The 25,618-nt window shown below is 65.0% G+C and carries 27 protein-coding genes; 2 read left to right on the top strand and 25 right to left on the bottom strand.

Translation table 11 applies throughout. From position 1 onward, the window contains the following. Position 1: 1 nt before the first annotated feature. Both nucC and ABD104_RS00200 read left to right on the top strand, forming a co-directional pair. Positions 2–727, top strand: a complete 726-nt coding sequence (gene nucC, locus ABD104_RS00195; protein WP_003050273.1) for a CBASS effector endonuclease NucC — start codon at positions 2–4, stop codon at positions 725–727. A 9-nt stretch (positions 728–736) separates the two neighbouring features. Beyond that, entirely contained in the window at positions 737–3,361 is a 2,625-nt protein-coding gene (locus tag ABD104_RS00200) for an AAA family ATPase (RefSeq protein WP_003153642.1), read from the top strand. A 40-nt stretch (positions 3,362–3,401) separates the two neighbouring features. Here the strand turns inward: ABD104_RS00200 and ABD104_RS00205 are convergent, their stop codons facing one another. From ABD104_RS00205 to ABD104_RS00325, 25 genes are all read right to left on the bottom strand, one after another. Then, complete coding sequence (locus ABD104_RS00205; protein ID WP_003153644.1) at positions 3,402–4,151, bottom strand: TIGR03747 family integrating conjugative element membrane protein; 750 nt, start codon at positions 4,149–4,151, stop codon at positions 3,402–3,404. Continuing rightward, complete coding sequence (gene traD / locus ABD104_RS00210) at positions 4,148–6,337, bottom strand: type IV conjugative transfer system coupling protein TraD (protein ID WP_343926986.1); 2,190 nt, start codon at positions 6,335–6,337, stop codon at positions 4,148–4,150. The genes ABD104_RS00205 and traD overlap by 4 nt, the downstream gene beginning before the upstream one ends. A 4-nt stretch (positions 6,338–6,341) precedes the next feature. Beyond that, positions 6,342–6,890 (bottom strand): integrating conjugative element protein, encoded by a 549-nt coding sequence (locus ABD104_RS00215; protein WP_003109779.1) that lies wholly within the window; start codon positions 6,888–6,890, stop codon positions 6,342–6,344. Then, complete coding sequence (locus tag ABD104_RS00220; RefSeq protein ID WP_003109780.1) at positions 6,887–7,477, bottom strand: transglycosylase SLT domain-containing protein; 591 nt, start codon at positions 7,475–7,477, stop codon at positions 6,887–6,889. Before ABD104_RS00220 ends, ABD104_RS00215 begins: the two co-directional genes overlap by 4 nt. Next, positions 7,459–8,196: a TIGR03759 family integrating conjugative element protein gene (locus ABD104_RS00225; RefSeq protein WP_003098886.1), complete on the bottom strand. Its 738-nt coding sequence runs from the start codon at positions 8,194–8,196 to the stop codon at positions 7,459–7,461. The genes ABD104_RS00220 and ABD104_RS00225 overlap by 19 nt, the downstream gene beginning before the upstream one ends. A gap of 12 nt (positions 8,197–8,208) precedes the next feature. After that, entirely contained in the window at positions 8,209–8,853 is a 645-nt protein-coding gene (locus tag ABD104_RS00230) for a hypothetical protein (RefSeq protein WP_135966258.1), read from the bottom strand. Next, complete coding sequence (gene pilL2, locus ABD104_RS00235; protein WP_003098890.1) at positions 8,850–9,449, bottom strand: PFGI-1 class ICE element type IV pilus protein PilL2; 600 nt, start codon at positions 9,447–9,449, stop codon at positions 8,850–8,852. Before pilL2 ends, ABD104_RS00230 begins: the two co-directional genes overlap by 4 nt. Before the next feature lie 138 nt (positions 9,450–9,587). Beyond that, on the bottom strand, positions 9,588–11,867 hold the full coding sequence (locus tag ABD104_RS00240; RefSeq protein WP_343926987.1) for a helicase-related protein: 2,280 nt from the start codon (positions 11,865–11,867) through the stop codon (positions 9,588–9,590). 136 nt (positions 11,868–12,003) lie between these two features. Then, the gene (locus tag ABD104_RS00245; RefSeq protein WP_003098895.1) at positions 12,004–12,309 is read right to left on the bottom strand and encodes a hypothetical protein; all 306 of its coding nucleotides are present in this window, start codon (positions 12,307–12,309) and stop codon (positions 12,004–12,006) included. 89 nt (positions 12,310–12,398) lie between these two features. Next, a complete protein-coding gene (locus ABD104_RS00250; protein ID WP_003098896.1) occupies positions 12,399–12,719 on the bottom strand; it encodes a hypothetical protein in 321 nt (106 codons plus the stop codon). 50 nt (positions 12,720–12,769) lie between these two features. Then, complete coding sequence (locus tag ABD104_RS00255; protein ID WP_254916320.1) at positions 12,770–13,903, bottom strand: DUF6094 domain-containing protein; 1,134 nt, start codon at positions 13,901–13,903, stop codon at positions 12,770–12,772. Positions 13,904–13,943: 40 nt separating this feature from the next. After that, positions 13,944–14,594 (bottom strand): hypothetical protein, encoded by a 651-nt coding sequence (locus ABD104_RS00260; protein ID WP_008266552.1) that lies wholly within the window; start codon positions 14,592–14,594, stop codon positions 13,944–13,946. Between the two features lie 104 nt (positions 14,595–14,698). After that, positions 14,699–15,040: a hypothetical protein gene (locus ABD104_RS00265; protein ID WP_006226014.1), complete on the bottom strand. Its 342-nt coding sequence runs from the start codon at positions 15,038–15,040 to the stop codon at positions 14,699–14,701. 102 nt (positions 15,041–15,142) lie between these two features. Beyond that, positions 15,143–15,469, bottom strand: coding sequence for a hypothetical protein (locus tag ABD104_RS00270; RefSeq protein WP_006226013.1), 327 nt, complete (start codon positions 15,467–15,469; stop codon positions 15,143–15,145). A gap of 94 nt (positions 15,470–15,563) precedes the next feature. Beyond that, the gene (locus ABD104_RS00275) at positions 15,564–16,253 is read right to left on the bottom strand and encodes a DUF3275 family protein (protein WP_006226012.1); all 690 of its coding nucleotides are present in this window, start codon (positions 16,251–16,253) and stop codon (positions 15,564–15,566) included. A gap of 58 nt (positions 16,254–16,311) precedes the next feature. Then, the gene (locus ABD104_RS00280; protein WP_006226011.1) at positions 16,312–17,241 is read right to left on the bottom strand and encodes a DUF3577 domain-containing protein; all 930 of its coding nucleotides are present in this window, start codon (positions 17,239–17,241) and stop codon (positions 16,312–16,314) included. Between the two features lie 366 nt (positions 17,242–17,607). Continuing rightward, positions 17,608–17,961: a DUF3085 domain-containing protein gene (locus tag ABD104_RS00285; protein ID WP_006226010.1), complete on the bottom strand. Its 354-nt coding sequence runs from the start codon at positions 17,959–17,961 to the stop codon at positions 17,608–17,610. Between the two features lie 141 nt (positions 17,962–18,102). Continuing rightward, positions 18,103–18,915 (bottom strand): hypothetical protein, encoded by an 813-nt coding sequence (locus ABD104_RS00290; RefSeq protein ID WP_006226009.1) that lies wholly within the window; start codon positions 18,913–18,915, stop codon positions 18,103–18,105. 287 nt (positions 18,916–19,202) lie between these two features. Next, positions 19,203–19,481 (bottom strand): hypothetical protein, encoded by a 279-nt coding sequence (locus tag ABD104_RS00295; protein ID WP_003108989.1) that lies wholly within the window; start codon positions 19,479–19,481, stop codon positions 19,203–19,205. Positions 19,482–19,577: 96 nt separating this feature from the next. Next, a complete protein-coding gene (locus ABD104_RS00300; RefSeq protein ID WP_343926988.1) occupies positions 19,578–20,315 on the bottom strand; it encodes a DUF5983 family protein in 738 nt (245 codons plus the stop codon). 213 nt (positions 20,316–20,528) lie between these two features. Beyond that, entirely contained in the window at positions 20,529–20,921 is a 393-nt protein-coding gene (locus ABD104_RS00305; protein ID WP_003098949.1) for a hypothetical protein, read from the bottom strand. A gap of 21 nt (positions 20,922–20,942) precedes the next feature. Next, the gene (locus ABD104_RS00310) at positions 20,943–21,155 is read right to left on the bottom strand and encodes a hypothetical protein (protein ID WP_003116833.1); all 213 of its coding nucleotides are present in this window, start codon (positions 21,153–21,155) and stop codon (positions 20,943–20,945) included. Positions 21,156–21,492: 337 nt separating this feature from the next. Continuing rightward, positions 21,493–21,804, bottom strand: a complete 312-nt coding sequence (locus ABD104_RS30280) for a hypothetical protein (RefSeq protein ID WP_003108988.1) — start codon at positions 21,802–21,804, stop codon at positions 21,493–21,495. A 336-nt stretch (positions 21,805–22,140) separates the two neighbouring features. Continuing rightward, the gene (lspA, locus tag ABD104_RS00320) at positions 22,141–22,641 is read right to left on the bottom strand and encodes a signal peptidase II (protein WP_003098955.1); all 501 of its coding nucleotides are present in this window, start codon (positions 22,639–22,641) and stop codon (positions 22,141–22,143) included. A 3-nt stretch (positions 22,642–22,644) separates the two neighbouring features. Then, the gene (locus ABD104_RS00325; RefSeq protein WP_003098961.1) at positions 22,645–25,557 is read right to left on the bottom strand and encodes a heavy metal translocating P-type ATPase; all 2,913 of its coding nucleotides are present in this window, start codon (positions 25,555–25,557) and stop codon (positions 22,645–22,647) included. Positions 25,558–25,618 lie beyond the last annotated feature (61 nt).

Here is a 25,618-nt window from a genome sequence, read left to right on the forward strand (position 1 = left end):
CATGTCCCAGTGGTCGCTTTCCCAGCTCCTGTCGTCCCTGCATGAGGACATCCAGCAGCGCTTGTCCGTAGTACGCAAGACCTTCGGTCACCCGGGTACGAAGGGGGATGCGAGCGAGAACGTCTGGATCGACATGCTGGATACCTATCTGCCCAAACGGTACCAGGCGGCCAAGGCGCATGTGGTGGACAGCCTGGGGAACTTCAGCCAGCAGATCGATGTGGTGGTGTTTGATCGGCAATATTCGCCTTTTATCTTCACCTACGAGAACGAGACGATCATTCCAGCCGAAAGCGTGTACGCCGTTTTCGAGGCCAAGCAGACGGCTGACGCGGGGCTTGTGGCCTATGCCCAGGAGAAGGTCGCCAGTGTGCGCAGGCTGCACCGCACGAGCCTGCCGATCCCGCACGCTGGCGGGACCTACCCAGCGAAGCCGTTGATTCCGATTCTGGGTGGCTTGCTCACCTTCGAGAGCGAATGGAGTCCTGCATTGGGTCCATCCATGGACAAGGCGCTGAACGCAAACCTCACCGAGGGGCGTCTGGACATCGGATGCGTTGCCGCCCACGGGCACTTTTTCTATGACCAAGCCAGCGGCGCGTACAGCTACACCAACGAAAACAAGCCGGCGACCGCGTTTCTTTTCAAGCTGATCGCGCAGCTTCAGTTCAGTGGAACGGTCCCCATGATCGATGTGGAGGCTTACGGTCAGTGGTTGACCAAGTGAGGGGGCGCTGTGGCAAGCATACGTTCGGAGTACCACCGGTTCCTGGCGCACTTGGCGCAGCGGCACGTGCACGACGACGTGCGCCGGCTGGCGCACCTGGTGCTCGATCACCTGCAGCCACTGGCCGAGGTCGGTGCTGCACGCCGGGGGCGCTCCACGCGCTTGGCGCCGCTGGCCATCGCGCATCTGGCGCAGATGCCTGTCGCCTACGACGGGGACGCGCGCGGCCCCGAAAACGGGCCGGCGCTCGGGCGACTGCACCAGCTCGAAGTCGGGCCGTTTCGAGGATTCATGCGGCAGGAGACGTTCGACCTCAGCCATGACATCACCTTGGTCTACGGTGCCAACGGCACCGGCAAGAGCAGCTTCTGCGAAGCCTTGGAAGTGGCGATGCTCGGTTCGATCAGCGAAGCGCAGGCCAAGCGGGTCGACCAGCGGACGTACTGCAACAACGCTCGCCTGCGCCGCCACGTCGCGCCAGTCCTGTCGTCTACGGCGGCGGGCGAAGCGCAGGCCGTCCAGCCCGACGAAGCTGAGTATCGCTTCTGCTTCATCGAGAAGAACCGCCTCGACGATTTCGCCCGAATCGCCGCGCGGACCCCGAGCGATCAGCGCCAGCTCATCGCCACCCTGTTCGGCGTGGACCAGTTCAGCGAGTTCGTGCGCGGCTTCAACCCCTCGCTCGATCAGGACCTGATGCTTGCCGGCGTGCAGGCGGCGCAGCTGGCGCAGCGTCGCCTGCGGTTGGCGAACTCCGAACAGACCATCGCCGCCTACCCGCAGAAGATCGCAGCGGTCGAGGGCCTGGAACAAGCTTTGGCGCAGCGCATGTCACCTGGCGCGACCTATCAAGCCTGCGTGGACTGGCTGCTGGGTACGCCGCAGCAGCAAGGACGGCTACCGTATGTCCAGGCTCAGCTGGACGCCAACCCGCCTGCCATTCACGAGGTGACCCAGGCCCGCCTGCAAGCGTTGCTGGCAGAGGCCTACCGCGTCCAGGGACTGTGGCAAGCGTCTTCCGCGCAACTCGCGGCCCGCGCGGGCGAGGTGTCGTACGCGAAGCTCTACGAGGCCGTGCAAGCGTTGGCGGACGGGGCGACCGCGTGTCCGGCATGTGGAACCGGACTGGCCGCTGTGGCACAGGACCCGTTCGCCAGGGCGCGAATGGGCCTGGAGCAGCTCGCGCAACTGGCCGTCCTGCAGCAGCAAGAGGCCGGGCATCGGACGCAGTTGAGCGAGGCGGTCCGAGCGCTGTGGGACGAAATGCGCCGCGTGGTGGCGGCGGCTGGGGTCGCTTGTCCTGCCGAATCGCAGGCCGCGGGCCTGCCACTGCTGCCTCCCACGTCGGCGGGCAATTGGCTCGGCGGCTGGGTGAATGGGGACCAGCGCGCCTGGCAAGCCCTCTTACGGATCGCACAGATCATCGAAGGCTTCGACGCGCAGGCGCGCGACGTGCATGCCCAGCGCGGCGCGATGGCCCAGGAGCGGGACCGCCTGCAACAGCATCAGCTGGAGATCGAACGGCTGCGGACCATGCGCACGACTGCGGATCAGGAGCTGGCGGCCGCCCGCCAAACCGTGGCCCAATTCGACGACGCGAACCGCGGCCTGATCCAGGCGGCCACGGACGAAATGCCGGTGGTGGTGCACCATCAGCGGGTCAAGGCCGCCTACGACGGCTTCCTACCCGAGATTCAGGCATACCTGACCGCTCTGCCGGGGGTTCTGCTACAGGGGCTGGGAGACCAAGCCCGCCATCTCTACAACGCATTCAACCGGGCCGATCCGCCCGGCGATCTGCTGCACGCGCTGTGGTTGCCCGTGGCCGAGAACGGCAAGATCGAGGTGGAGTTCGCCGGCGAGCCGGGCGTGCGCTACGACGCGTTGATCGTCTTCAGCGAAGGGCACATCAAATGCTTGGGTCTGGCGATTCTGCTTGCCAAGAACCTCGCGCAGGGCTGCCCCGTGGTCATCTTCGATGACGTCGTCAATGCGATAGACGACGACCATCGCGATGGCATCTGGCGTACCTTCTTCGAGGACGGTTTGCTCCACGGCAAGCAGGTTATCCTCACCTCGCACGCAGAGGAGTTCCTGCACCGCATCCAGCAGGAGTTGGGCGTGCGCCGCGCCGCGGCCATCAAGCGCTACAAGTTTCTCCCGCATCAGGGAGAGCACGAACTGCGGGTCGACAGCGACCCGCCAGCGAAGAACTATGTTCTTCTGGCCCAGCAGGCGTTGGCGGCTGACGAGAAACGCGAGGCACTGCGCCAGGCCCGGCCGGCGCTGGAGAGTCTGACGGACCGCCTGTGGACGTGGCTGGGTCGGCGGGCGGACGGCCGGATCGACATCAAGCTGAGCGGGCCCCGCGCGCCTTGGGAGCTGAACAATAAATGCACCAAGTTGCGGTCGGCCGTCGAGCGTATCGCGGCGCAACATGCGGGTGCGCCGGATGCCGTAGGGGCGTTGGTCAGGCTGCTCAATGTCAGCGGTACGAGTATTGAATGGGGTTACCTCAATAGCGGTGTGCACGACGCTCAGCGCGATCATGAGTTCGATCGGGCGACGGTAAGAACGGTCGTCGAGGCGGTTACGGCGTTGGATGCTGCTCTTGATACCCTGCAGAACCGATGAACGGCACACGGCTTTGCAGAGCAGTGCCGCCCGTGTCACCTCATAAGTACTTCTTGAAGCTGCCTGCGGTCAGGCTGACTGCCATCCCCAGCAACGCCGCGCTGGGCAGCAGGATGACCAGAGGATGCACCGCTATGGGCAGTGCGAGATAGGTGACCCAAGGCAGCACGGCCAACGGCATCAGGCTGGCCTTCGCGCGGTGGTAGATGAAGCCGGATTCGCGGCCCGCGCCGAACCGGCGCACATCCCGTCGCACCAGGCCGTCGATCAGGCCGACGAATGCTGCAGTGAGGATCAGCGGCAGCGTGAGTACCAGGACCAGCAGGCGCACCAGGAAGGTGAGCGTCGTGAAGGCCGCAGCGATCAGGTAGCTTTCGGCCCAGACATAGACTTGGCTGATGTAGTAGCGGAAGTTGCGGCTCTGCCCGTGGCTGGCCGCGCGGGCGCGCTCGGCGGTCTGGCTCATGCGCTCCAGCAACCCCGAGCGCACGAACACCCACTCGTACCCGGTATCCACCAGCTCGTGCGCCGTGCGCCCGGGCTCCTGCACCACCACGCTGCGCGTGAAGTGGTTGGACAGGTGCCCGAGTTCGTACTGCAGCATCTGCTGGGAGTGGCGCCAGCCCTGGTCCTTCCAGAACAGGTGCATGCCGACGCACTCCACCACGATCGAGAACAGCAGCGAGCCGATGAGCACCCCGAGCAGCCGGAACGGCAAGGTGATGGTGCCGACGATCAGCCCCTGGCGCTGGTTCTGCTCCCGCTGCGCGGTCGAGGCGGCATCCTTCATGGTGCGGCCTCGCCGGTGCTGTCGTCGGCGCCGGTGGCCACCGCGTCAGGCTCGGCTGGAGCGGCGTCATCCAGCAGGTCGTCGGGCAAGGCTGCATGCGGCAAGGCTGCGGAACTGGTGAACTCCCACCACTGCGTGGCCTCGCTGTAGCTCTGGCGCATATACCCGGCCAGTTGCTGCAAGTCCGTCGGCATCACTTCATCGGGGTCTGGCGCCGGAAGCGGCATGCGCACCTTCCAAAGCTGGCCGCCCTGCAGCAGCGCGAAGCATTGGCCCTTGGGCAGACCGACGACGTGTGACGGCTCGATCATCGGCACGCTGGCCATGCTGATGCGGTCCTGGGTGTTCGACGTGAAGTCCGTCGCGCCGCGGATGTCTGAGCTGTCCGTCGCGCCCGAGACGATGGTGGTCGTATAGACCTCGACCTTCGGCAACTGCCTCGTCAGCAGTTCCGCGGTGGCCGTCTCGCGCACGCGCAACATGAATAAATTGTTGAAATTCCCGATCACTTGGCCGGCCTTCGCGCGGTTGCCGATGCGGGCCTCGATGTCCGAAAGCGTTTGCGTGTAGGCGGTGACTTGCAGGCCCGCGCCACCGCCCTTGTTGATGAGCGGAATGAACTCGTCACCCATCAATTCATTGAACTCGTCCGCATGCACGTTGATCGGCACGCGCGCACCAGCCGATGCGCCCGGCAGGCCATCGTCGATTCCGTGCTTGTAGATGTGCCCAGCCACCGAGACGAGATCGCTGAACATCGAGTTGCCGACCACTGCGGCGACCTCCGCATCGGACAGCGCGTCCAAGCCGACATAGACGACGGCGCGCTTCCTGATCACCTGCATCCAGTCGAAGATCGGGCGCGGGTCGGCCAGGTCGGAGTAGTTCGGCGCCAGGAGCTGGGCGATCTTGCCGCTCGTGAGCTTTTCCAGCAGCGGCAGCAGCGATGCAACGATCTTGTCGAAGTAGGTCTTGTCGTAGCGCACCGCCGAGCGCAGGCCATCGAGCACAGGGTCGTAGTTGCGCGCCTGGGAGAGGTATTGCTCCAGCGCCACCACACGCTTCTCGCGCCCGATCATGTTCCTTGGGATGTTCTTCTCGTTGAGCTTGGCCTCGATCTGGACGATCACCTCCCAGGCCTTGGGCTCCGTCTTGGCAAAGTAGTGCTGGGCGTACTCAATGAACAGCGCGTCGATGTTGATGACGTGGCGCTGGATCAGCATGTAGTCCGGGCGCTGCCCCAGTTCCACCAGGGCGCGGGCGATGATGTTCACGAAGCGCCATGCGAACTCGCGGAACGCCGCGCTGTTGCCTTCGCCGGAGAGCTGCCCCGCGATGCGTGTCGCCACTTCCGAGATCCGACCGAAGCGGCCCACGGCGTTGTAGCGGGCGCTGATTTCTGGCCAGCCCAAGTGGAAGATGTAGAACTCGCCTTCGCGGCCCGCGCGCTGGGCTTCGACGTACATCCGTTTCAAGAGATCGGCATCCCCCTTGGGGTCGATGACGATGACGACCTCATGCTCGCCGGCAGCATTCCTGCGGCGGATGTCCTGCGTGACGAACAACTCGGCCAGGCGCGTCTTGCCCACCCGCGTGGTGCCCAGCACCAGCGAGTGCCCGACGCGCTCGCCCAGCGGCAGGCTGACGTCCACTTCGTCGGGCTCGATGCCGTGCAGCCTTGGCAGGCCGCCGACAGGCGGCAACGGGCGCACGGGGTTGAAAGGCGCGTCCCAGCCGGTGAGCTTCGGCAGGCGCGAGAGCGGCAATGGCGCGAACTCCAGCCGTTCCTCCAGGCGCCTGGTCAGCCGGTAGGCCGGCGTCGGCTCGACGTAGCGGCGGAACTCGGGCCGGTACGTCTGCATCAGCCGATGCGTGTGCTTCTGCTCCCAGAGAAAGCCGCGCCCCACGAATAGGCGCTGCTGGCTGACCGGCACGTCCTTGCTGGTCATCACGTAACGCGGCAGACGGCGGATGTTGCGCCGGTAGCGCAGGATGATGCGGGCATCGCGGTAGCGGATCGCGCCGTAGGCGCCGAACGCCAAGGCGCTGCCGATGCCCATGGCCGGGCTCAGCGCGAGCGACCATGGGGCCACCAGGCACAGAAACGCGGCGCCTGCACACGCCGCGACGGTGTATAGCTCCACCGCTGGGCGTAGCAGAACCTCGACCGGCTGTTTGCCCGACATGGCTTCATTGCTCGATGCCGGTGGCCGTGATCAGCGCCGGGTAGTGCCGCAGGCCCAGGCGATCGGCCAGGTCGTCGCCGGCCACGGGCGCGAGCGGCACGCCCGGCACCAGGGCGCGCAGCCGCGCCAGGCCCTGCGCGGTCTCGACGTTGACGACCAGGCCGACCGCGCCACGTTCGCGCAAAGCGGCGGCGCGGCGCTGCAACCAGGCCCGGGAAGCCTCGTCGTCGCCGATGACCACGAACGGCCGCAGGCCGGGCGCTTCGATCACCCGTCGCGCGACGGTGCCGGGCGTGAGCTTGGCGCTGCGCACCGGCAGCATCGCGGCTTCGTCCGCCCGTGTGGCAGGAACCTGGGGCGTCGGGATGGACGGCCGCGCCGGTGCGTTGGCGCGCGGCTGGAGATTCAGGGCTTCGTAGTACGGCAATGCCGACGTGCCGCCACGGTCCTCGACAACGATCAGTGGCTCGCCGGCACGCGAGGCCAGCGGCAGGCCTGACAGCAGCATGAGTAGGCCCGTGAACGCGAGATGGGCGGGATGGGGTTTCGTCATGGGGAGGTCTCCTGGCGCGCCGCGAGGACCGCGGCGGCTGGTCGCGTGCCCTGCACGCGGGCAAGGTGGCGCGACACGCTGCGCCGATAGCGGGCGGCGGGCTCGCCGCCTGCGGGGCGGTGGTAGCGGCCGATCGCCAGCAGCCAGTCCTCGCCGGGGGTGTGCTGCTCCTTCAGGATCTCGGCGGCAACGGCCAGGTTGCGATACGGATCCAGCAGGTCGCACGCGCCGGTAAAGCGGTGCTTGTGGTAGCCGAGGTTGATCTGGCCCAGGCCCGCATCAATGCGCGTGTGCGGCGTGGCGCGCATCGCCTGCTGCAGGCCAGCGCAGGCGTCGGCGCGCGTGGCGAAGCGGCGCGACTGGCCGGCGACGTTGAGGGACCACGGCCACGGCACCAGGCGCCCGTTGCGCCGGATGCCGCTCTCCTGCAAGGCCACGGCGTAGAGCACGGTCGAGGGGATGCCTGCGCGCTGGGCGGCAAGCTGGTAAGCCGGTGGCGGAACCTCCTGGGCCAGGGCGGCAACGGCATACAGGCCGGCAGTGAGCACCAGTGCGCGCAGGGGCATGGCTACGGCTGGCGCTGCCATTGGCCGTTCACTTCGCGCACGGCGGCGGGCAGATCGCCGGGCAGGCCCAGTGACAGCCAGCGGCCGCCGTCGTGGTTGAGCGTGATGCTGCCGGCGCGCACGCGCGCCGGGTCGATCTGCGCGCGCTTGGCCCAGTCGCGGATGCGCGCGTCATCCTGGCGGCTGCCCACCATGTACAGGTCGAACTCCGCGCCCGAGGATTGCAGGCGCTGCACGAGCTGTCCGCAGGCTGCGCAGCCGTCCTTGACGAACACCGCCATGCGGCCGCTGCCGCGCAAGGGACTGCTGGATGGGCCGGCGCCCGGCTTGTCGTCGGGCAGGTTCACGCGCTGCATCCCCGGATTCAGGCGCTGCCAGGCCTCGTCGTAGGCGCGCTGGTAGGCGAGCAGCTTCTCGACGCGGCGCGCTTCCACCTGCACCTGCAGTTCCGCATAGCGGCGCCGTTCTTCGTCCGTGCGAGCTTCGATGCCCAGGGCGGACAGCGGGTCCAGGTTGGGCGAGTAGATACCCAGCGGCCCATCCATCAGCTCGCGGTAGCGTGCCCATTCTTGTGGCTGCAAGCCCCATTCGGTTGCCACCCGGTCGTCCAGCACGCGGGCGGCCAGCGGGCGCTCCTGGCTCTGTGCGTTGCGCGCCGAGGTCGTTGCGGGCTGCTGCGCCCAGGCGGGCCATTGCGACGACGCCACCAGGACCGCGAAAAGGAGGATCGACGGCTTCATGGGGTGCTCCGGTCAGGGAATCGCCACGCGGCGGGTCTGGTTGCCGGCCTGGAACACTGCGGTGTTGCCCTCGATCGCCTGCAGGCGCCACGGGCCGACCGCATCCCCGGGCAGCAGCACCTGAAGTTGGGCGGGCGTGAAGTCCCCGATGCTCGGCGCGACGGACACGCTGCGCTGGCCGGCGCGCAGTTCGGCGCCGACGACGCGGAATGGCAGCGGCGGCAGCTCGGTCTTGGAGGCGGCGGACGTGCGCGATGAGCGCCGCTGGGCGGGTGCGGTGGCACGCGCGGCGGCTTGGCGCGCCTTGATCTGCTCGACCTCCGCGCGCAGCGCCTGGAGGTCGTCGGCCGCTGCGTAGCCACTGAGAGATTTCTCGACCTGGGCCGCGCGTGCTTCCAGAATCTGGCGGGTGTCTTTGAGGTCAGCGTCCGTCGCGACGGCCGGGCGCTGCTGGATGGCCTCGATCGTCTCGGCCAAGCCAGTTGCCTGCGCTTCCAGGCGTTGCAGGCGGGAATCCAGCCGCTCCTGGTCGGCCTGGTCGCTGAGGGCCTGGTAGCCCAGGGCCGCCAAGACGCTGAGGAAGATCAACCAGAGCCACATCAGGCTCTGCACCACCACGGCGGCGGTCGATCGCTGGGCAGGTTGCGGGGCGTTCATGGCTGGCCTCCCGAAACCATGGGTGCCAGCGGGAACGTCTGCACCGCCTCGGTGGCGGGTGGCTCGGATGGGGACTCGGCGACCGCGCGATCGCCGGGCCGCTCGAAGCAGATTTGCCGTGCGCGGTCATCCGCGTGCAGTTCCCAGGCCGGGCCAGCCAGCGTGAGCAGCGCATCGCGCAAGGTCATGGGGCCGAGGTGCAGGTGTACCGCCGGCAACGGCAGCGCGTACAGCTCGATCACGGCATGCGCGGTCTGGCACAGGCCATAGCCGCTGCGTTTGAGCACGTGCCGAAGCCCATCCCCGACCGTGGCGCGGGCATCCTCGGGCATGGACACGTCGATGGTCTGCAACAACAGGTCGCGCTGCGCCGCCATGGGTGCCAGTTCGACCAGTGTGTAGCGGGCGTAGCGCACGACCGGGATGTACTCGGAAGCCTCGGGTTCAGGCGCGGCCAAGACTTCCGCGATGGTGTCGGGCGCGACCGGCGCAGTCGTCGTCGCGCAGCCACCGGCCAGCACCGACCACAGCAGGCCGAGAAATCCCGCCAGAAGGCGGCGTTCGGGATAGTGAAACCACGGTGGAGAGGGGCACATAGCTCGGCGTCCTGAAACATCCAGCCCTCACCATCGCCGCTCAGGCCGCGAGCGGCAGCAAACAATGCGAACCAGGCAGCGTCCGATTTACCGGGAGCGGCAAAAAAAACGGCCCCGAAGGGCCGTAAGTGGAACGTGTCATGCGGCGACAAGCTGCCGGGCCAGTGCGACCTCGACGGAATCACCGTCCTGGTTCAGGACATCGAGCCCGGATTCGGGCACGTCGCCCGAGGTGGACTGCGAGACCATGATCTTCTTGGCCATCAGCTCCAGGCAGGTCATCTGCGAGGAACCGGCGTAGCCGAGGTAGATCACACGCACGGGCTGCTTCTGCCCGATGCGCCAGGAGCGGCGTGCCGCCTGCTGGAGCGAGTACACGTTGTAGCCCGACTGCATGAACACGATCGTCGGGAACTCCAACAGGTCCAGCCCCGTCTTGACCAACTCGGGGTTGGTGATGAGCACGTCGATGCCACGGTCCAGTTGCTCGGCGATCCAGTCTTCGCGGCGGCTGGCATCCACGCTCGCGCGCAGCACCGCCACCTTGAAGCCTTCCTGCTCCAGCAACACCTTCAGGCGCGACGTGGTGTCGCGCGTGCCGGTATAGACCGTGTAGGCCAGGACCTTGCGGCCCTGCGCCTTCTCCTCTTTGCAGATGTCGATCAGCTCACGCTCCTTGGGGCTGATCTCGAACTCGTTGAACTGAGCCGGGACAAACGCCAAGGTGTTGCGCGTGCGCGGATGCACCACGGTCTCCGACCGGAAGCAGCAATCCGGCCAGGCCAGCAGCACGTTGAGGACCACACCCAGCAAGGTCGTATCGCGTCGCGCCAGAGCCTGTTTCAGCTCGGCGGTCAGCCGACCCGCCAGATCGCGGTAGGCCGCGGCTTGCGCCGTGTCCATCGCGACTTCACGGAACTCCTCGTCATACGGCGGCAGGACGTTGCCGCCGATGTCCTTGAGCTTGAGGAAGATCGTGAATGGCAGGATGCAGCGCAAGACGCCCTTGGGGCCGAAGCCCGGGGCCTTGACCGTGCGCACCGATACCTTGGTGCCCTTGGCCGTCTTGTGCGCCGTGCCGGTGCTCTCGGAGTAGATGTCCTTCAACACCCCGTGATCGCGCATGAACGCCATCGCAGCCGAGGTCATGCTGCCGCTCGTGGTCGGGCGGTAGCCGTCTTCGATCATCCGCCCCGGAAGGGCTCGGAACAGCAGGTGAAAAAGATCATCACCGTAGCCGCCCATCAGCGTGCCAGTCAGCAGCAAGGTCTTGCGAGCCTTCGCCGCCAGCACGCCCATGGCCTGGCCCTGGGCACTGCCCCCGTTCTTGTACTCATGCGCTTCATCAGCGATGAGCAGGTCGAACGTACCTTGCGGCAAGTACCTCTTGATGAACTCCGAGGGTTGATAACCGCCCTCGCCAAAGCCGAACTCCATGTTGGCCGTCGCACGTTCCATGCGCGTGGCTTGACGGTCGGAAAACACCAGCTCGCCGTTGCCATCCATGAGGTTGATGAACTCGTGGATGTTGTCGCCCAGCATCGAGGCCAGGAAGCCGTCACCGAACTTCTGCATCAGCTTCTGCGCAGTGACTTCCCCGATGGTCGGGATGCGCTTCAGGGCTTTGAGGACGGCCGAGGACTGGTCGCTGCCGGACAGGCTGCGCGGGCGGATCAGCGTCCACAGGGGCGCAGCGCAATGGCTGCACTTCCTGCGGTACTCCTCGGCTTCGAGCGCGACCGGGTTGACCGGCTCGCCGTCGAGGTCGGTGATGACCGTGCCGCAGTCCGGGCAGGCCGCCACGTCGCCGTGGCGGGTGCGCCGCTGGGTGAAGACGGGCTTCCAGTGGAAACCCATCCGCATCCTGACGCGCCCCAGGACGAAGAACTCCTGGCCCGTGGGCTGCACGCCCAACTGCTCACGCAGCTTGAGGAGCTTGACGAGCGTATCCGGCCCATTGAGCACCCATACCTTGGCGCCGGCCACCGTCTCCTGGATCTCCCGCCGCCACTTGTAAACCAAGTGCGGTGGCGACAGGACCAGAGTGCGGCGGTAGCCTTCGGCGTTGAGCACGGCGGCCGCGGCGATGCCAACGGTCGTCTTACCACAGCCCATCTCGCCATTGACGATCGCGGCGCGTTCGCCACGGTCGATCAGCAGCTCGGCGGCGGCGTGGACGACTTCGGCCTGGGCCGGGAACAGCTTGCGTTTGAGGCTGGCGACGATGAGCTGCCGGTGCGCCTGCGGTTGGCCGGTATAGACAGGCGGGTTGGCGCTGTTGAGGGCGTCGAGCAGTTCGTCGCCGAACTCGCCGACGAAATCCTGAAGGCTCAGGGTCAGAGGGGATGATTCCGCGTCGAGCAGTTCGCCCTGTACGGGCGCGGCGTCAGCGGCAGTGGTTTCGAGATCGAAGGACATTGTGATGCTCCAATGAAAAATGGGGCATGCACCACCCCCAGCGGGGCAATGGCATGCCCCGTGGTGGGAAGGAAATCGGCGCGCGGCCGAAGGTGGTTGAAGATGCTGGCCTGAGTGGCCTGCGGGTGAACCGTGCTCAGTCTTCGGACGGCAGCACGATGGCAGTGACGCTGCGCCCCGCATCGGTGATGATGCGAATGGCGAGTCCCGGGTGGATCACATAGTGCGATTCCAGCGACGCGCCCGATTGAAGTGCAACGCCGTTGGCGTGCCATTGGCAGACGTTGACGTCACCCCAGTCGCCACGGGTGTGGCGCCTGAAGTACGGAATCGGGTCCAGGCGACCCGCGCGGACAAGGCGATCAATGCCTCGGCTGAAGATGAGCGCCCCGATGGGGAACGCCAGCCGCTGGCAGTAGGTTTCGATGCGATGCGATGCCATGGGCTCCTCCTTGAAAGGCTATTGAGCCACGACACCCCTGGCGGAGTGAAGTGGCTCCGTCAAGTGGATGGGATGACGAGGCGGCGCCTTCAGATCAGGTCGCGCTCTTCGGGAAGCTGGACCACCGTGGTCTGGTGGTCTTCGCTGGTCTTCACGAGCAACACCAGTTCCGGCGTGATCCGGTACTGGGAGATCATCAGGTTGTCCTGTTGGATTGCGACGTCGTTGGCTTGGCGGGTGGCCTCATCGATCTCGCCCCAGTCCCCGCGCACATGGCGCTGGACATAGGCCAAGGGGTCGATCAGGCCTCGCCGAGCCAGCCAATGCACCTTCTCGCTCAACTTCAACGTACTCGGTGCGAACAAGGGTTGCTTGCGCGGCGCAGGCCGCTTGAACGGATTGGGGAACATGGTGTTTCTCCTTCGATGTGGTACAGCAGGACGGCAGCGCGTCCGGTGGATCAGCGAATGGTCAGCACCTCGCCCCTTGTCGGGGAGCCAGGCGTCATGTCCCACGCGCGGATAACGGGCACAAACTTGTCGGTGAGGATGCGTGTCTCGGCGATGGAGCCGTCTTCGCGTTCGGTGAATTCCCGCTGGAGCGTCTTGTCCTTGTGGGTGTCACCTTTGACGACGAGCACGCGCCCCGTCTGGGAGCGCACGACGCCGGAGATCGCGCCCGCGGCCAGAGCCAGGGCGAGATGCCAGTGGGACAAGGCCCGCGCCGGTGGACGCAGCGACTGCTGCGCGGTCCCCAAGTGCGTGTCCAGCGACGGCCAAAGGCCTTGCAGCCGGCCAACCTCGTCGGCGAACTGTTCGGGCTCCATCGTCACGCGGAAGAAATGCTCCGGCTCGGCCGGACTGGCGGGGACGATGTACGGCAGGAACGGCCATTCGCTCGGCAGTTCCTCGGCTTCGACTTCGCCAAGCCCAACCTGCAGCAGCAGATTGCGCACGGCCTTGACGCCATCGGGTGCCAGCTCCCGCTGACGGACCCGGCGGCCGAAGATCACCACCTGCTTGAACTGCGTTTCCACCGCTCGGTAGATACGCAGATCGGTGTAGTGGCGCGTCAACCAGCCGACCAGCTCCGCGTCGAGCACGTAGCCGGGGACGATGAAGACCAGCACGCCGCTGTATTGCAACAGCGACAGCGAACGCTGATAGAACAGCTTTTCGAGGCGGGCACGGCCCTGGCCCTGATAGCCGATGTTGCCGTTGACGTCCTTGGACAGGTCGCCATACGGTGGATTCAGCCACAGTAGTCCGAAGGACTGCTTGGAGATCATCGTGTCCATCAGGTCCGCGTGCAGGCAGTGATCGACCAGGCCGCGGGCATGGCGCGCCCGCTCGGCGTCGAATTCGACGGCGAACGCCTTGGCCTGTTCGCGCCCGAGGGCATGAGAGGCTTCGGCGATTGCCACGCCTTCACCGGCGCAGGGATCGAGGATGCACATCGGCCCGTCGCTGGGCATCAGTGCGTTGAGGGCTCTTTCGAGCGTGGGTTCGTCGGTCGGGTAGTACCCATTTTTGGCGAAATTGCGGGCGAGCCGCGGGAACATGAGAGCCATGGAAGTCTCCTGGTTGGCGGGGATGAATGACGGAAGCACGCCAAGGCGTGCCTCCGAGGGTGGGTCAAGCCGCCACCGCTTCCGGCGTCCAAATCTTGGCCGGATAGGGATAGGCGGTGAGCGCGTCACTGCGGATCAGGGAGCCCAGCGCCAAGCTCAGCGCCGGCACGTCGATGGCGAGCCGATGGCCTTCCAGCGGCCCGAGGGCGGACGGAAGGCGGGCCAGCATCTCGCGGCTTTGCAGCAGTTCCAGCACGGTCTCGCGCCAGTGGTCGAGCAGCGGCAACGGGCAGGTGTCCCGCACCAGCATCCACAGGCGGTCAAGCCGGTGGGCGCTGTCACGTGGCAGCAGTGCCAATGCGCTGGCGTTGGCCTTGTCGGGCTTGACGCAGCGCCGGTCGAACAGCCACACGTTGGACAGCGAACCGAACAGCGTTCGCCGGTAGGCGCGCGTGATGCGCTTTTCCAGGCGATCGACGTTGCCGATGAATACCGGGACGCTGCCGCCCTGGTCGGTGATGACGTGGAACTGGTCCAGTCCCTGCTCGTCGCGCCCGAGGGTCAGGCGTGCAAGGAACTGCTGGACGGCGGTGTCGCGCGCCCAGATGGACAGGAAGATCAGGTTGCCCTGGTCATCGCCGACGCAAGCGTCGGCCATAACGTCCGGGCATTCGTCGATGTGGAACAGCGTGGTGGATGAAGTGTGTGCGTGCATGGTGGTGTCCTCGATGAAATGAGGGGCAGCACCGCCCGCAGGGGCAGCGAATGCCCCGTTAGGGATGAAGGAATGCGGATAAGGTGTTCGATCCGCTTGGGCGTTCAGAACGTCTGTTCGGTGAACGAGCCGTCGGCCTGATGCTTGACTACACGGTTGCCAACGTTGCCCTCGCAGTCCTGTTGGACTTCGGTGAACATGCTTTCGGGCACGTCGATGTGGAAATGGCGCAGGACCACTCGGTAGTAGTCCAGGTAGTGGTTGAACGGGTCGCTCTCGTGCAGGTTGCTGTACAAGAAGTCGTCGCTCTCGACCTTCGCGGTATCGTCGATCAGCTCGGCCGGCTTTTCGATGAATAGGAAGAAGTAATTTGCCGGCCGGTCCCAGCCCAGTACGACGGTGATGGGAAAGCCCTTGTGAACGGTGTCGAAGTAGTGCCGACTCATGGTGATGTCCTCGGTGAATCGGAAACAGCACCGCCCCTGAGGCAGGTGCTGCCCCAAGGGGTGGAGAAAAGCCGCGCAAGCGGCGATGACGTGTGCCGGACCTCAATAGTCCGAATCGCAACCGGACGGGCAATAACCCAGTTCGATTCCGTGCGAGCAGTAGCCGTTTTCGGCGTTCCAGTCCTGGGTTTCCTGCCTTTCGGCCGGTGTGGCGTAGCCCCATTCCTGTGCGATCTGCAGCGCCTGTGCGCGTTGCTCTTCCGGCAATCGACTGGCTTGCGCGTCGATCTCCGAACTGAAAAGCGTGACCCAGTGGTCCCAGGACAGGCCACAACCACGCTGGGCGTGCTCGGCGGCTGTCTTGCAAACAGCTCGCCACGCGGGTTCACCCAGCGAAGAACGGGGTGTATCGCAATCGATGGTGGACATGATGGAGACCTCCAGAAGAAAGCCGGGGGCCTCCCCGCATAGGGAAAGAGCCCCGGCGGGTGGATGAAGAACACCGCGCATGCGGTGTCTGCGATCACGCAGGTTGCAGTTCGGCCTGGCGGCTCCACTCCTGCGTTTTGAAGTCCAGCGCGTAGCCCAGATCGCCCAGGCGGGCGATCTGCGCGCGCAGGGCGCGGCGGTCGATGGTCGAATCCAATTTCACGGAATCGCCCAGCGGCCAGAGCAAGCCGAACAAAGCAACGTCGCCCTCTTCGGTGCTGCCAGGGGCAGCCGCCGCAGCGGGCGTCGGTGCATCCACACCGAAGGGCGTGGTATCGACCAGCGGGTCCGCCGAGGCCTGCACGGGTGCGGGCTTGGCGGGTCTGGAGGCCTTGGCGGGCTTGGCCGGCGTTTCCGCAGGCTGCGTCCCCAGCTCTTCATCGAGTGGATCGACTTCCTGGGTGGCGAAGCTGCGGGCCTCATCACGACTCAGTTTGTCGATGCCGTTGAGCGTCATGCCGTCGAGGTTTGCGCGCACTTCAAACCGCGCGCCGCCCGCGACCGGATAGGACTTCGCGAAGATGTAGCGAATGACGAAATCCCCGTCGTACTTTCCTTCGGGGTACTGCTCCAACTCCGCGTCTTTAACCGCGAACTCGCCGATGGGGGTAGAAAGGCGCCCAACCGTGAACGGGCCGTTCTTGCCCCGGATGGTCCGCAACGTGAGCTGGCCCGGGACGACGATGGGTAGGGCTGATCTCGTAGGTGCCGATGTGGCTGCCATGATGGTTCTCCTTGGACGAATAGGAAAAAGGCAAGGCCCCGTGAGGGGCCGTGCCGGATCAGAACGAAGCAGCCAATGCCGGCTCCTGCTCCTCGACTGCACATTCGGGCTCGCGCTCGGCGGGCTCGGCAGATTGGTAGGAAACGGCGTCGGCGGCAGTGTCGATGGCGTTGGCGGCTTCGGACGCGGGTGCGTCCTCCGCTGGCGCTGCCTCGGCATGCGCCTGGCTCGTCGGATAGACCTGGGTGCCGTCGATCTTGATCAGACCGATGTGGACCAGCGTCGATTCCAGGCTTGCGGCCGGTTCCCCAGCGTGCTCGCCCTTGGTGCGGATGTACGGATCGATCTTCATGTCGTTCAGACGAAAGGCGATCAGCACCTTGCGATCCCCTTCGATGGCCTGCACGCATCGGCGAACCAGATGCTCGGCTTCAGGGGTGGCGACGATCGTGTCGAAGTACCGATATTCCGGTTCATCGACAGGTCCGGCCAGCGCGGCGATGGAGCACGACAGGAACGGGTCACCATCCTTGGGGGTGACGTCCTTCGGACGGTTGAGGTAGCCGATGCCACGGGTGATCAACTCGTGCTGCTCGATCGAAGCCAGTTCGGCCCGCTCGATCAGCTCGGCCTTGAGCAGTCGCGCCTTGAGGGATGCGGCGGCCTGGCCTTTCTGTTCGCCCTTGTCGCGGATGTAGGCATCGCCCCAGAGGTCGCCGAGGCGAAAGCGCACCAGCGGTCGCTGCTTGGAATCGTCAACGCCGATGTAGCGCTGAACGAGCTTCTTGGCCTCGGCACCCGAGACCTTGACGTCGAAGTAGCGGTAGCTCGGGTCCCTGGCGGGGCCGACCAGCGCGGCGATGGTGCAGGCCAGGAAGGGCTGCGCACGGCGGCCGCCCCTGACGGGCACCTCACGGACACGCTGGAGGTAGCCGATGCCCGAGGTGTGGAGGTCGAAATACGATTTCTCGTTGGAAGTGGTGTTCATGGTGAATCTCCATAGGGAAAAGCGGAGACACACCGAGCCCACGCATGCGGGGAAAGGTGCGTAACCCCGCGGTGGGTTGATAAGGCGAAAGCATCCGCCACCAGGGACTGGTGGCCGCTCGCGGATGGATGCGGTGCGAGCTGGCTCGGTCACGCAGTGGAAACTGCGCCGCAACCTCGAAGACCGATGGTTGCCTGGCATGTCGCTGACAGCGTCAGCAGGCATGGGGTCAGCATGGCCGGGCCTCGCGCGCGCGACAGCAATCAATTGGCATCCGCGCGTTTCCCTTTGTCCACGCAGCCCGGCTCAGCGCAAAAGAAAGCCCCCGGTGTGGGGGGCTGCGAGAGTCGAGTGGCGGTTGCCGCGCTATGCGGGAGGCACCACCTCCAGCGACAGATGTGTGGCGGTGGCCGACAGCATCAGGTCGTCTTCGGTGTGCAGGATGCGCGTGAATACGCCGTCCTTCGGGTCGAAGTACTCCCCGAAGTCGTCGCCGCCCAGTTCGGCGCGCGCCAGTTCCCACCAGTCGTCGAACGGGTCGGTATCCGGGTTGCAGCCGACGGCATAGGCCAGCAGCTTCACACGCCCATCCGGGCGGCGCTCTCCCTGCTCGGCGAGGAAGTACACGCCCTGGTCCTTGACCAGGATGACGCGGCATTGGCTGGCGATGGCCTCGGTCAGCACGGGGCGCAGGTCGGAGCCTTTGAATCGCAGTGACATGGTTGAAATCTCCTATGTGGAATAGAGAAAAGGCCCTCCATCCGCATGGATGGAGGGCCTGTGGGCACATGGCCCATGGGCGAAACTTCGTGGCGGGACCCACGGGTCAGCCGTAGAACCGGCAGGATTCAGTTTCCGGCGTCATGCCGGCACCGCCTGGCGCTGCCGGGTAGCCTTGGCGTCGATCACGCTCACATCGATCAGGCGCCAACGTCCGTCGTCGATGAGTCGCTCCAGCACTTCGCCGAGCATGTCGAAATACACCTCGTCATGCCGATCGACCAATTCGCCGTCGCGATGCAGCTCCACCACGTAGGTGTCGCCGCCTCGGTCGTACAGCACCGTCACCCGGCCCTCGAACTTCGCGGTCGAGACCGTGAAGCTGATCGCCGGAGGCGTCTCGATGATCTTGGACGGCGTCGGATCGACCCAGGTGAAATCCCGGGCACCCGCATCGACCAGCATGTGGGTGATGCGCCGGAAGCCATCGGGCGCCGGCATTTCCTCCAACTGCTGGATGAGCTGACCCAGCTCCATGCACTGCGGCTCGGGAATGGGCAGCTTGGCCGGCGCGGAGCCGAGGATGTGCGTCTTGACGGTGTAGGGAATGCCGTCGGACGTCATCTCGGTGCGCTCTTCCGGCGTGTCCGCCCGCAGCCCATCGAAACGGCGCCGTGCGTAGGGTTGGACATGCACCTTGGCGCCTTCGTCGGGGACGGTGGTCACCAGCTTGGAATCGAGCACAGCGAACTCGCTCGGCTTGAGCTTGACGACGATGGCATCGTCGGTGATGGCGACTACCTTCCCGTCGAAGGGCTGGGGGTCGACGGCGAAGCCCAATGTCGAAGATTGCGGCTGATCGTCGAACACGCGGTACTTGAACGACCGCACGTTGCGGGGCACGTGGCCTGCGACTAGCGAAGGCATCATGGATTTGATGAGGGAACGGTCCATGGGAATCTCCTTGAGGAAGAAACAAGGGATTCCCCGCCCGCAAGGGAGAGGTCCCTTGTGGGTGGTGTGGATGGACGCGGTACGTCCGTGGAAAACATCGACCAGCACGGCTTCCCGTGCTTGCAGCCTTGAAGGTCTTGGCTGCCTGGGCATGTGTCGGCAACGCCGACGAACATGGGGCAAGAATGGCCCGGGAGTAAGCGGCCCGCTTGCAGGAAACGGCACCCCATCGCACCCGCTTTCCAGCGCTGCGGGCGAGAAAAAGCCCCTCGAAAGGGGCTTGGGGGTCAGGCTTCGTACACGAAGTAGTGTTCTCGCTGACGCGGGAAGAACACGTGCTTCCACGTGTCGCCGCTTGTGTTGCCACCGTCGAATACGACCATTTCGTAGTCGTCAATGTCGGTGTCCACCAGATCGGCGCTGTCGATATGGCGCATGTGCAGCGTACCGCTCATGCGCTCGAACACCAGGATCTGGCCGATGGCGTCGTCCTGGCTCATGGCGTTGACGCAGGCTCCAAGCTGATTCTCGAAGTCGGGCGTGGGCAAGATGAGATCGGGGAACATGAGATTGCTCCTATGGAATTGAACCAGCCCGGCTCCTGGTGGGAGGCGGGCTGGCATATGGGGGATAAAGGGGAAGGCTTGCGCGTCGCGTGTCTGCTAGGTCTCGGCCAGTGGCAAGCCCAGTAGCGCGGGTGCGTCGGCATCGAGGATGAGGATGCGCACATCTGCCTGGCCGGCCAGTTCAAGGATGTTCGCCAGGTCGTCAGGCATGCCCTTGTCGCGGTGCTCCTGTCGAAGCTGCTCAGCACTGATGCCCTCGGCATATTCCAGGTTCTTGTCTGTCCAGGGCGTGGAGATCAGCTTGACGCCAATCGCCGGGCTGTACGGAACCCGAAAGGCGATGAACAGAAAAGCCTCCGGCGTGGCGAGGTCTGCCAGGTTGGCGAGGTACTGGCCGGTTTCCTGGCAGATGTGCGCGCTGCTGACTTCCCAGCACCGGCTGTAATAGCCGGTCTCGAAACTCAACCGCTGCACCACGTCTCGCGCGGCTTCGGCCGAATAGGTATCACCGACATGGACCGGGCGGCCGTCGAGGTCGTTGCCATGGATGGCATAGACCACGGCGCCCACCACGCCTTCGCCGTTGATGCCTTCAACAGCATCACATTCAGCAATCAGCTCGTCGCTGATGGCGTCAGTGCCGCTTTTGATCAACGCGAAGTCGCTGGTGACGATGCAAGGCGATGAGATCAGGTCGTTGTCGGAAAGATGCGCTTGGCTCGTGTGGATGGATCGCCAGACATGCGGGCTTCCGTCCCCGTAGCAGATGCACAGCGTTCGGACGACTCTCAGATTCCAGTAGCCGCGTACAAAGGGATTGGGATTCTGGGTCATGGAATTTCTCCAGATTGAATAATGGAGCCAATTCCCGCCACCGGGAATTGAACCCCGGTGGGTTGAAAGTGGAAAAAGCGTCAGGCGGCACTGATCGAGGGCTTTGGGCCAATCGGCGCAGGCTGACGGAAGAAAAATCGAGGGACATGGCCGCGTGGACGCATGTCCCTCATGGGCAGTGAACAAAAAGACGGTGGTATGCCGCAGACCGGCTCACCAACCGCTGTAGTTCACCAACAGATCGGCGATGACCTTGCGGCGTTGCAGATCGAGACCATCGAAGTCCGACAGTCCTTGGAAGTGGCAGCGCTTGAGCATGGCACCGCCCTCGCGCGCGTTGTAGAAGCTGAACATGGCGGACAGGAACATGCGTTCCCCGCTGCTCAGGACGCCGAGTGCGTCGTTGGCACGCAGCATGTCGGGACGCAGATCCCACTTGCTCTTTGCCTGGTTCAGGCCTTCGCGCGTGCCGTCGCCAAACCATTGCGGGCCTGCGATCTCGACGCCGCGCTTCCAGACCTCGAAGAAGGCTTGGGGCGCGGCGGCGAAATGCTGCTCTTCCCGCATGATCTGATCGACGACTTCCTGGGGCAAAAGCTGGTTCATGACGTGGTTCCTCCAGTTGGATCAGGGTGTGGCGAGCTGGGACCAGCCGCCTCTTTCGAGGGCACGTTGAGCCGCGGCATAGCTGCGGAAGTACTGGCAGGATTCCCGCGAAACGGGACCTTCTGTATCGCGCGTGCCGATGTAGTGGCCGGCGGCGCTATGCAGGATTTCGAGCGGCAGGAACTTGCCGCAATGGATCAAGGCCAACTGGCCGAAAGAGGCTTGCTGGGACATGGACGGGCTCCTTGGAAAAAGCGGGGCCTCGTCCCTCACGGGATGGCAGCTCCCGCACGCGGTTGAGAAAAAAGCATCGGCGTCACGGGTGACGCGCGTCCGCAGACTCGATGCGATGGCGGACTGGCGGGTAGCGCGGAAAGAATCCGCGGCAGCCTGGAAACTCTGGCTGCTGGCATGGTGCTGACGAATCAGCGACACATGCGGGCAGCTTCATGCGCGAGGCGAGCCGCGTCAGCCGGAAATCGGCATTTGCAACAGCCCCGATTGGCGAACGCGGAAAAAAGAAAGCCCCGCAATAAGTGCGGGGCTGTCAGGAGGATGAGGCGAAACTGGGTCAGCGAGGCCTGTCGCCCAGTACATGCTGCTTCCACAGGGCGAATGCCTCGTCCGGTCCCAGCTCTGCGAGGATGACGATGGGCTGGCCCCGACGGGCACGCAGCGATGCGAAATACGCTGGCCGGTCGGCGATGGCGTTGAGCTTGATGCCCTTTAGGAACAGCAACTGGCGGGGGCGAACTTTGGTGGTAACGCAGGCATGATTGCGCTTGTTTGGGGCAAAAGGGCCAGCGAAGCGGGCGGACACGGCCAGAAAACCGCGACGAACTACTTGTACTTGCCAGGCGAGGCGAACGGGTGACATCAGCATATCGCTATGCGGTAAAGAAGACCGTCCTAAAGCTTGCAGGATCCCGGCATAGCTTCATCATCACCTCTCCGTGACGGCTCATTGGAACGAAAAAGGCCAGCATCGCCGTGATGGACTTTCATAATTGCCAGGTCAACTGGCTTGCGTGCTGTTTATTCACAGCAAGGCATTGCGACGTCGTTGCAGCAATCGCCGCCATCGCAACAGGGCGTTGCAGCAAAAGCGGCGGTGGGCGCTAGCATGAGGGCCAAGCCGCGGCCGCTCATGCTGGGGGCCGTTCTCTTCAGATTGGTGTCCTGCACCGTGTGCATTGCGAATTTCCGGATCGTCCCAATGTCACTGGGACTCCTTTGTGGCGGCCGGGTTCTCCACGCTCATGAACGACTGGGCCACCAGCGCGATCGCCCCGCCCACGATGGCCATGTCAGCGATGTTGAAGGCGGGCCAGTGCCAGCCGTGCAGGTGAAAGTCGATGTAGTCGATAACGTGCCCGCGCGTGGCGCGGTCGAACGCGTTGCCCAATGCGCCGCCCAGAATGAGGCTGTACGAAAGGCCTTCCGTTTTGCGCAGCGGCCGGGAGAGCAGCCATGCGAGCCATGCCGATATTGCGAACGCGATCGCCAGAAAAAACCACCGCTGCCAGCCGCCCGCGCCAGCAAGGAAGCTGAACGCCGCGCCGGGATTGAGAGCGTGAACTAGGTTGAAGAATGACGCCACCTCGTGCGACCAACCCAAGGGAGTTGTCGCGTCAATGTAGCTCTTAGCTGCCTGATCGCCGGCGAATATAACGATCGCGAGTGAGTACCACTGCGTCTTGCGAAGAGATGGTTCATCCATTGTTCATGCCGCCTTGAACTTCAGGAGGCGCAGCCCATTGACGACAACCAAAAGACTTGCCCCCATGTCAGCGAACACAGCCATCCACATGGTGGCATGCCCTGTGAACGTCAACGCAAGGAACACCGCCTTGATGCCAAGGGCCAGAACGATGTTCTGCGTGAGGATCGCCGCAGTGCTACGCGACAGCCGGATGAAGGCGGGGATCTTGCGCAGGTCGTCGTCCATCAGGGCGACGTCGGCTGTTTCGATCGCGGTGTCGGTGCCGGCCGCGCCCATGGCGAAGCCGATGTCGGCACGGGCGAGCGCGGGCGAATCGTTGATGCCGTCGCCCACCATGCCCACCTGGCCCTCGCCGCCGACCAGGCTTTCGATGGTCTTGAGCTTGTCTTCGGGCAGTTGGTCACCACGGGCTTCAGAGATTCCGACCTGGGCAGCGATGGCCGCGGCCGTGTGCTGGTTGTCCCCCGTCAGCATCAGCGTGCGCACACCCAGCGCCTGCAGGTCGGCCACCGCCTCACGGCTGGTTTCCTTCACGGTGTCGGCCACTGCAAAAATGCCGAGCACGGTCGCATCGTCCATCAGCAGGATCGCTGTCTTGCCTTGGCGCTCCAGGGTCTCCAGCCGAGCCTGGAGCGTCGCTTCGCTCAGGCCCAGCTCCTGGGCGAGCCTGTGGTTGCCCATGTGCAACATGCGCCCGGCGACGCGGCCGCGCACGCCGCGGCCAGGCAGCGCCGCGAAGTCGTCGACCTCGTGCAGCGCGATGCCGTCACGGTTCGCCTTGCGGGCGATGGCCTGAGACACAGGATGGTCCGAGCGTGCCGCGAGGCTTGCGGCCCAGGCGGCAACTTCCTGCGCCTCGCCGATCAGCGGCACGAAGTCGGTCTGCTCGGGCTTGCCATGTGTGAGTGTGCCGGTCTTGTCCAGGGCCAACGCCTTGAGCTTGCGCCCGCCCTCCAGGTAGACGCCACCCTTGATCAGGATGCCGCGTCGGGCGGCAGCGGCCAAGCCGCTGACGATGGTGACCGGCGTGGAGATGACCAGAGCGCAGGGGCAGGCGATCACCAGCAGTACCAGGGCCTTGTAGACCCAGTCAAACCATGCGCCGCCGAAGGCGAGCGGCGGCACGACGGCAACCAGCACGGACACCGCGAACACCGCCGGCGTGTAGACGCGGGCGAACTGGTCGACGAAGCGCTGCGTGGGCGCACGGCTGCCCTGCGCGGACTCCACGGCATGGATGATGCGCGCGAGCGTCGAGTCGCTGGCGCCTGCGGTCACCTTGTATTCGAAAGAGCCGGTCTCATTGATGGTTCCGGCGAAGACCTGGTCACCTTCGGCCTTCTCGACGGGCAGGCTCTCGCCGGTGATGGGCGCCTGGTTGATGGCCGATCGACCCGAGGTGATCAGGCCGTCCAGTGCGATGCGCTCGCCAGGACGCACGCGGACCACCGCGCCCTTTGCGACCTCCTTGGCCGGCAGCTCTGTCCATGAGCCATCGGCCTGCCGCACGGTCGCGGTCTCGGGCGCCAAGTCCATCAGCCCCCGAATGGCGTTGCGGGCGCGGTCCAGCGACTTCGCCTCGATCACTTCCGCCAACGCGAACAGGAACATGACCATGGCGGCCTCCGGCCAGTGGCCGATCGCCATGCCGCCGGTGACCGCGATGGCCATCAGGGCGTTCATGTTCAGGTTGAGGTTCTTCAGCGCGATCCAGCCCTTCTTGTAGGTGCTGAGGCCGCCGGTGAAGATCGAAACCAGTGCCAGCACGATCACGGCCCAATGATTGCCGTCGTTGACCCAGTACACGCCTTCGGCGGCCACCGCCGCAACGCCCGAAACCGCCATCGGCCACCAATTGGTCTTGTGCGCGGCCACCGGGGCATCGCGCGGCTCATCAGTCCTCTGGACCTCGGCTTCCATGCCCAGCGATTCGATGGCTTCGACTGCCGGCTTGATCGCGTCGGGTGTGTGCCGAACCGTGAGCGTGCGCTGCATCAGGTTGAAATCCATTCCCTGCACGCCCGGCATGCCTTGCAGCTTGCCGCGGATCAGACTTTCCTCGGTCGGACAGTCCATCTTCGCGATGCGAAGTACCGTGGTGGCTGTCTGCATGTCCTGCCGCGCAGCCTGCATTCCAATGGAAGCAAGCGCCTTCTCGATCGGCGCTGAGGTCGCCAGCGTGTGCTGGACTCCCAGCACACGCTGCATCAGATTGAAGTCGAGCGCGGTCACACCCGGCAGCTTGCCCAGCCGGTCGCGGATCAGCGCTTCTTCCGTCGGGCAATCCATGTTCTCGATCCGGTACGTCACCCGCTCGCCGATCGGCGGCGCGGAAACGGCAGCGGTTGGTTGCTGCTGCAGGGCCGAGGATGGGATCACAGCCGCGGCTTCGATCGGCCCCGTGTGGCCGAAGGTCTGCTCCTTGGCGCGCATGCCGATCGAGGCCAGGACCTGCTCCATCTGCGCGCGTGCCTGAGCGAGGTGTTTCACCGACAGGGTGCGCTCAGCGAGGTCGAAGTCGAGGTCCTGAATTCCCTCGACTGCCCCGAGGTGCGAGCGGATGAGTTTCTCCTCGCTCGGGCAGTCCATGTTCTCGATGCGGTAGGTGGTCGACACGGCGGCGTCTCGGACAGCCTGAGCCTTCATGCCCACCGAATTCAGCGCTTGCTCCAAGGCATCGGCCGAGACTTCGCGGTGCGAAATGGTCAACAAACGCTGCGGAAGATCGAACAGGAGCCGCTCGACACCGGGCATGCCCTCCAGCGTTCGCCGCACCAGTGCTTCCTCATTGCGGCAATCCATGTTGCTCACGTGGAAAACGGTGGTTTCAGTGCTGGCCTGCTCACTGGCGCACGCCGTCTGTTGGCCATTGCCGCCGGAGCAGGCGCATGGGCTGGAAGGTTCTTTGTTCATAGATCGCTCTTCATTGACAAGGTTTTCCCCGGATGCCATCATTAGAAAACCTCTAGTAGAT

Origin of the sequence: Pigmentiphaga daeguensis (genome assembly GCF_039523035.1) — a bacterium.
Lineage (GTDB): Bacteria > Pseudomonadota > Gammaproteobacteria > Burkholderiales > Burkholderiaceae_B > Pigmentiphaga > Pigmentiphaga daeguensis.

Excerpts from the sequence above, each read along its gene's own strand:
- nucC (WP_003050273.1), top strand. The coding sequence starts at position 2 with ATGTCCCAGTGGTCGCTTTCCCAGCTCCTGTCGTCCCTGCATGAGGAC.
- ABD104_RS00205 (WP_003153644.1), bottom strand. The coding sequence starts at position 4,151 with ATGAAGGATGCCGCCTCGACCGCGCAGCGGGAGCAGAACCAGCGCCAG.
- traD (WP_343926986.1), bottom strand. The coding sequence starts at position 6,337 with ATGTCGGGCAAACAGCCGGTCGAGGTTCTGCTACGCCCAGCGGTGGAG.
- ABD104_RS00215 (WP_003109779.1), bottom strand. The coding sequence starts at position 6,890 with ATGACGAAACCCCATCCCGCCCATCTCGCGTTCACGGGCCTACTCATG.
- ABD104_RS00220 (WP_003109780.1), bottom strand. The coding sequence starts at position 7,477 with ATGGCAGCGCCAGCCGTAGCCATGCCCCTGCGCGCACTGGTGCTCACT.
- ABD104_RS00225 (WP_003098886.1), bottom strand. The coding sequence starts at position 8,196 with ATGAAGCCGTCGATCCTCCTTTTCGCGGTCCTGGTGGCGTCGTCGCAA.
- ABD104_RS00230 (WP_135966258.1), bottom strand. The coding sequence starts at position 8,853 with ATGAACGCCCCGCAACCTGCCCAGCGATCGACCGCCGCCGTGGTGGTG.
- pilL2 (WP_003098890.1), bottom strand. The coding sequence starts at position 9,449 with ATGTGCCCCTCTCCACCGTGGTTTCACTATCCCGAACGCCGCCTTCTG.
- ABD104_RS00240 (WP_343926987.1), bottom strand. The coding sequence starts at position 11,867 with ATGTCCTTCGATCTCGAAACCACTGCCGCTGACGCCGCGCCCGTACAG.
- ABD104_RS00245 (WP_003098895.1), bottom strand. The coding sequence starts at position 12,309 with ATGGCATCGCATCGCATCGAAACCTACTGCCAGCGGCTGGCGTTCCCC.
- ABD104_RS00250 (WP_003098896.1), bottom strand. The coding sequence starts at position 12,719 with ATGTTCCCCAATCCGTTCAAGCGGCCTGCGCCGCGCAAGCAACCCTTG.
- ABD104_RS00260 (WP_008266552.1), bottom strand. The coding sequence starts at position 14,594 with ATGCACGCACACACTTCATCCACCACGCTGTTCCACATCGACGAATGC.
- ABD104_RS00265 (WP_006226014.1), bottom strand. The coding sequence starts at position 15,040 with ATGAGTCGGCACTACTTCGACACCGTTCACAAGGGCTTTCCCATCACC.
- ABD104_RS00270 (WP_006226013.1), bottom strand. The coding sequence starts at position 15,469 with ATGTCCACCATCGATTGCGATACACCCCGTTCTTCGCTGGGTGAACCC.
- ABD104_RS00275 (WP_006226012.1), bottom strand. The coding sequence starts at position 16,253 with ATGGCAGCCACATCGGCACCTACGAGATCAGCCCTACCCATCGTCGTC.
- ABD104_RS00280 (WP_006226011.1), bottom strand. The coding sequence starts at position 17,241 with ATGAACACCACTTCCAACGAGAAATCGTATTTCGACCTCCACACCTCG.
- ABD104_RS00285 (WP_006226010.1), bottom strand. The coding sequence starts at position 17,961 with ATGTCACTGCGATTCAAAGGCTCCGACCTGCGCCCCGTGCTGACCGAG.
- ABD104_RS00290 (WP_006226009.1), bottom strand. The coding sequence starts at position 18,915 with ATGGACCGTTCCCTCATCAAATCCATGATGCCTTCGCTAGTCGCAGGC.
- ABD104_RS00295 (WP_003108989.1), bottom strand. The coding sequence starts at position 19,481 with ATGTTCCCCGATCTCATCTTGCCCACGCCCGACTTCGAGAATCAGCTT.
- ABD104_RS00300 (WP_343926988.1), bottom strand. The coding sequence starts at position 20,315 with ATGACCCAGAATCCCAATCCCTTTGTACGCGGCTACTGGAATCTGAGA.
- ABD104_RS00305 (WP_003098949.1), bottom strand. The coding sequence starts at position 20,921 with ATGAACCAGCTTTTGCCCCAGGAAGTCGTCGATCAGATCATGCGGGAA.
- ABD104_RS00310 (WP_003116833.1), bottom strand. The coding sequence starts at position 21,155 with ATGTCCCAGCAAGCCTCTTTCGGCCAGTTGGCCTTGATCCATTGCGGC.
- ABD104_RS30280 (WP_003108988.1), bottom strand. The coding sequence starts at position 21,804 with ATGCTGATGTCACCCGTTCGCCTCGCCTGGCAAGTACAAGTAGTTCGT.
- lspA (WP_003098955.1), bottom strand. The coding sequence starts at position 22,641 with ATGGATGAACCATCTCTTCGCAAGACGCAGTGGTACTCACTCGCGATC.
- ABD104_RS00325 (WP_003098961.1), bottom strand. The coding sequence starts at position 25,557 with ATGAACAAAGAACCTTCCAGCCCATGCGCCTGCTCCGGCGGCAATGGC.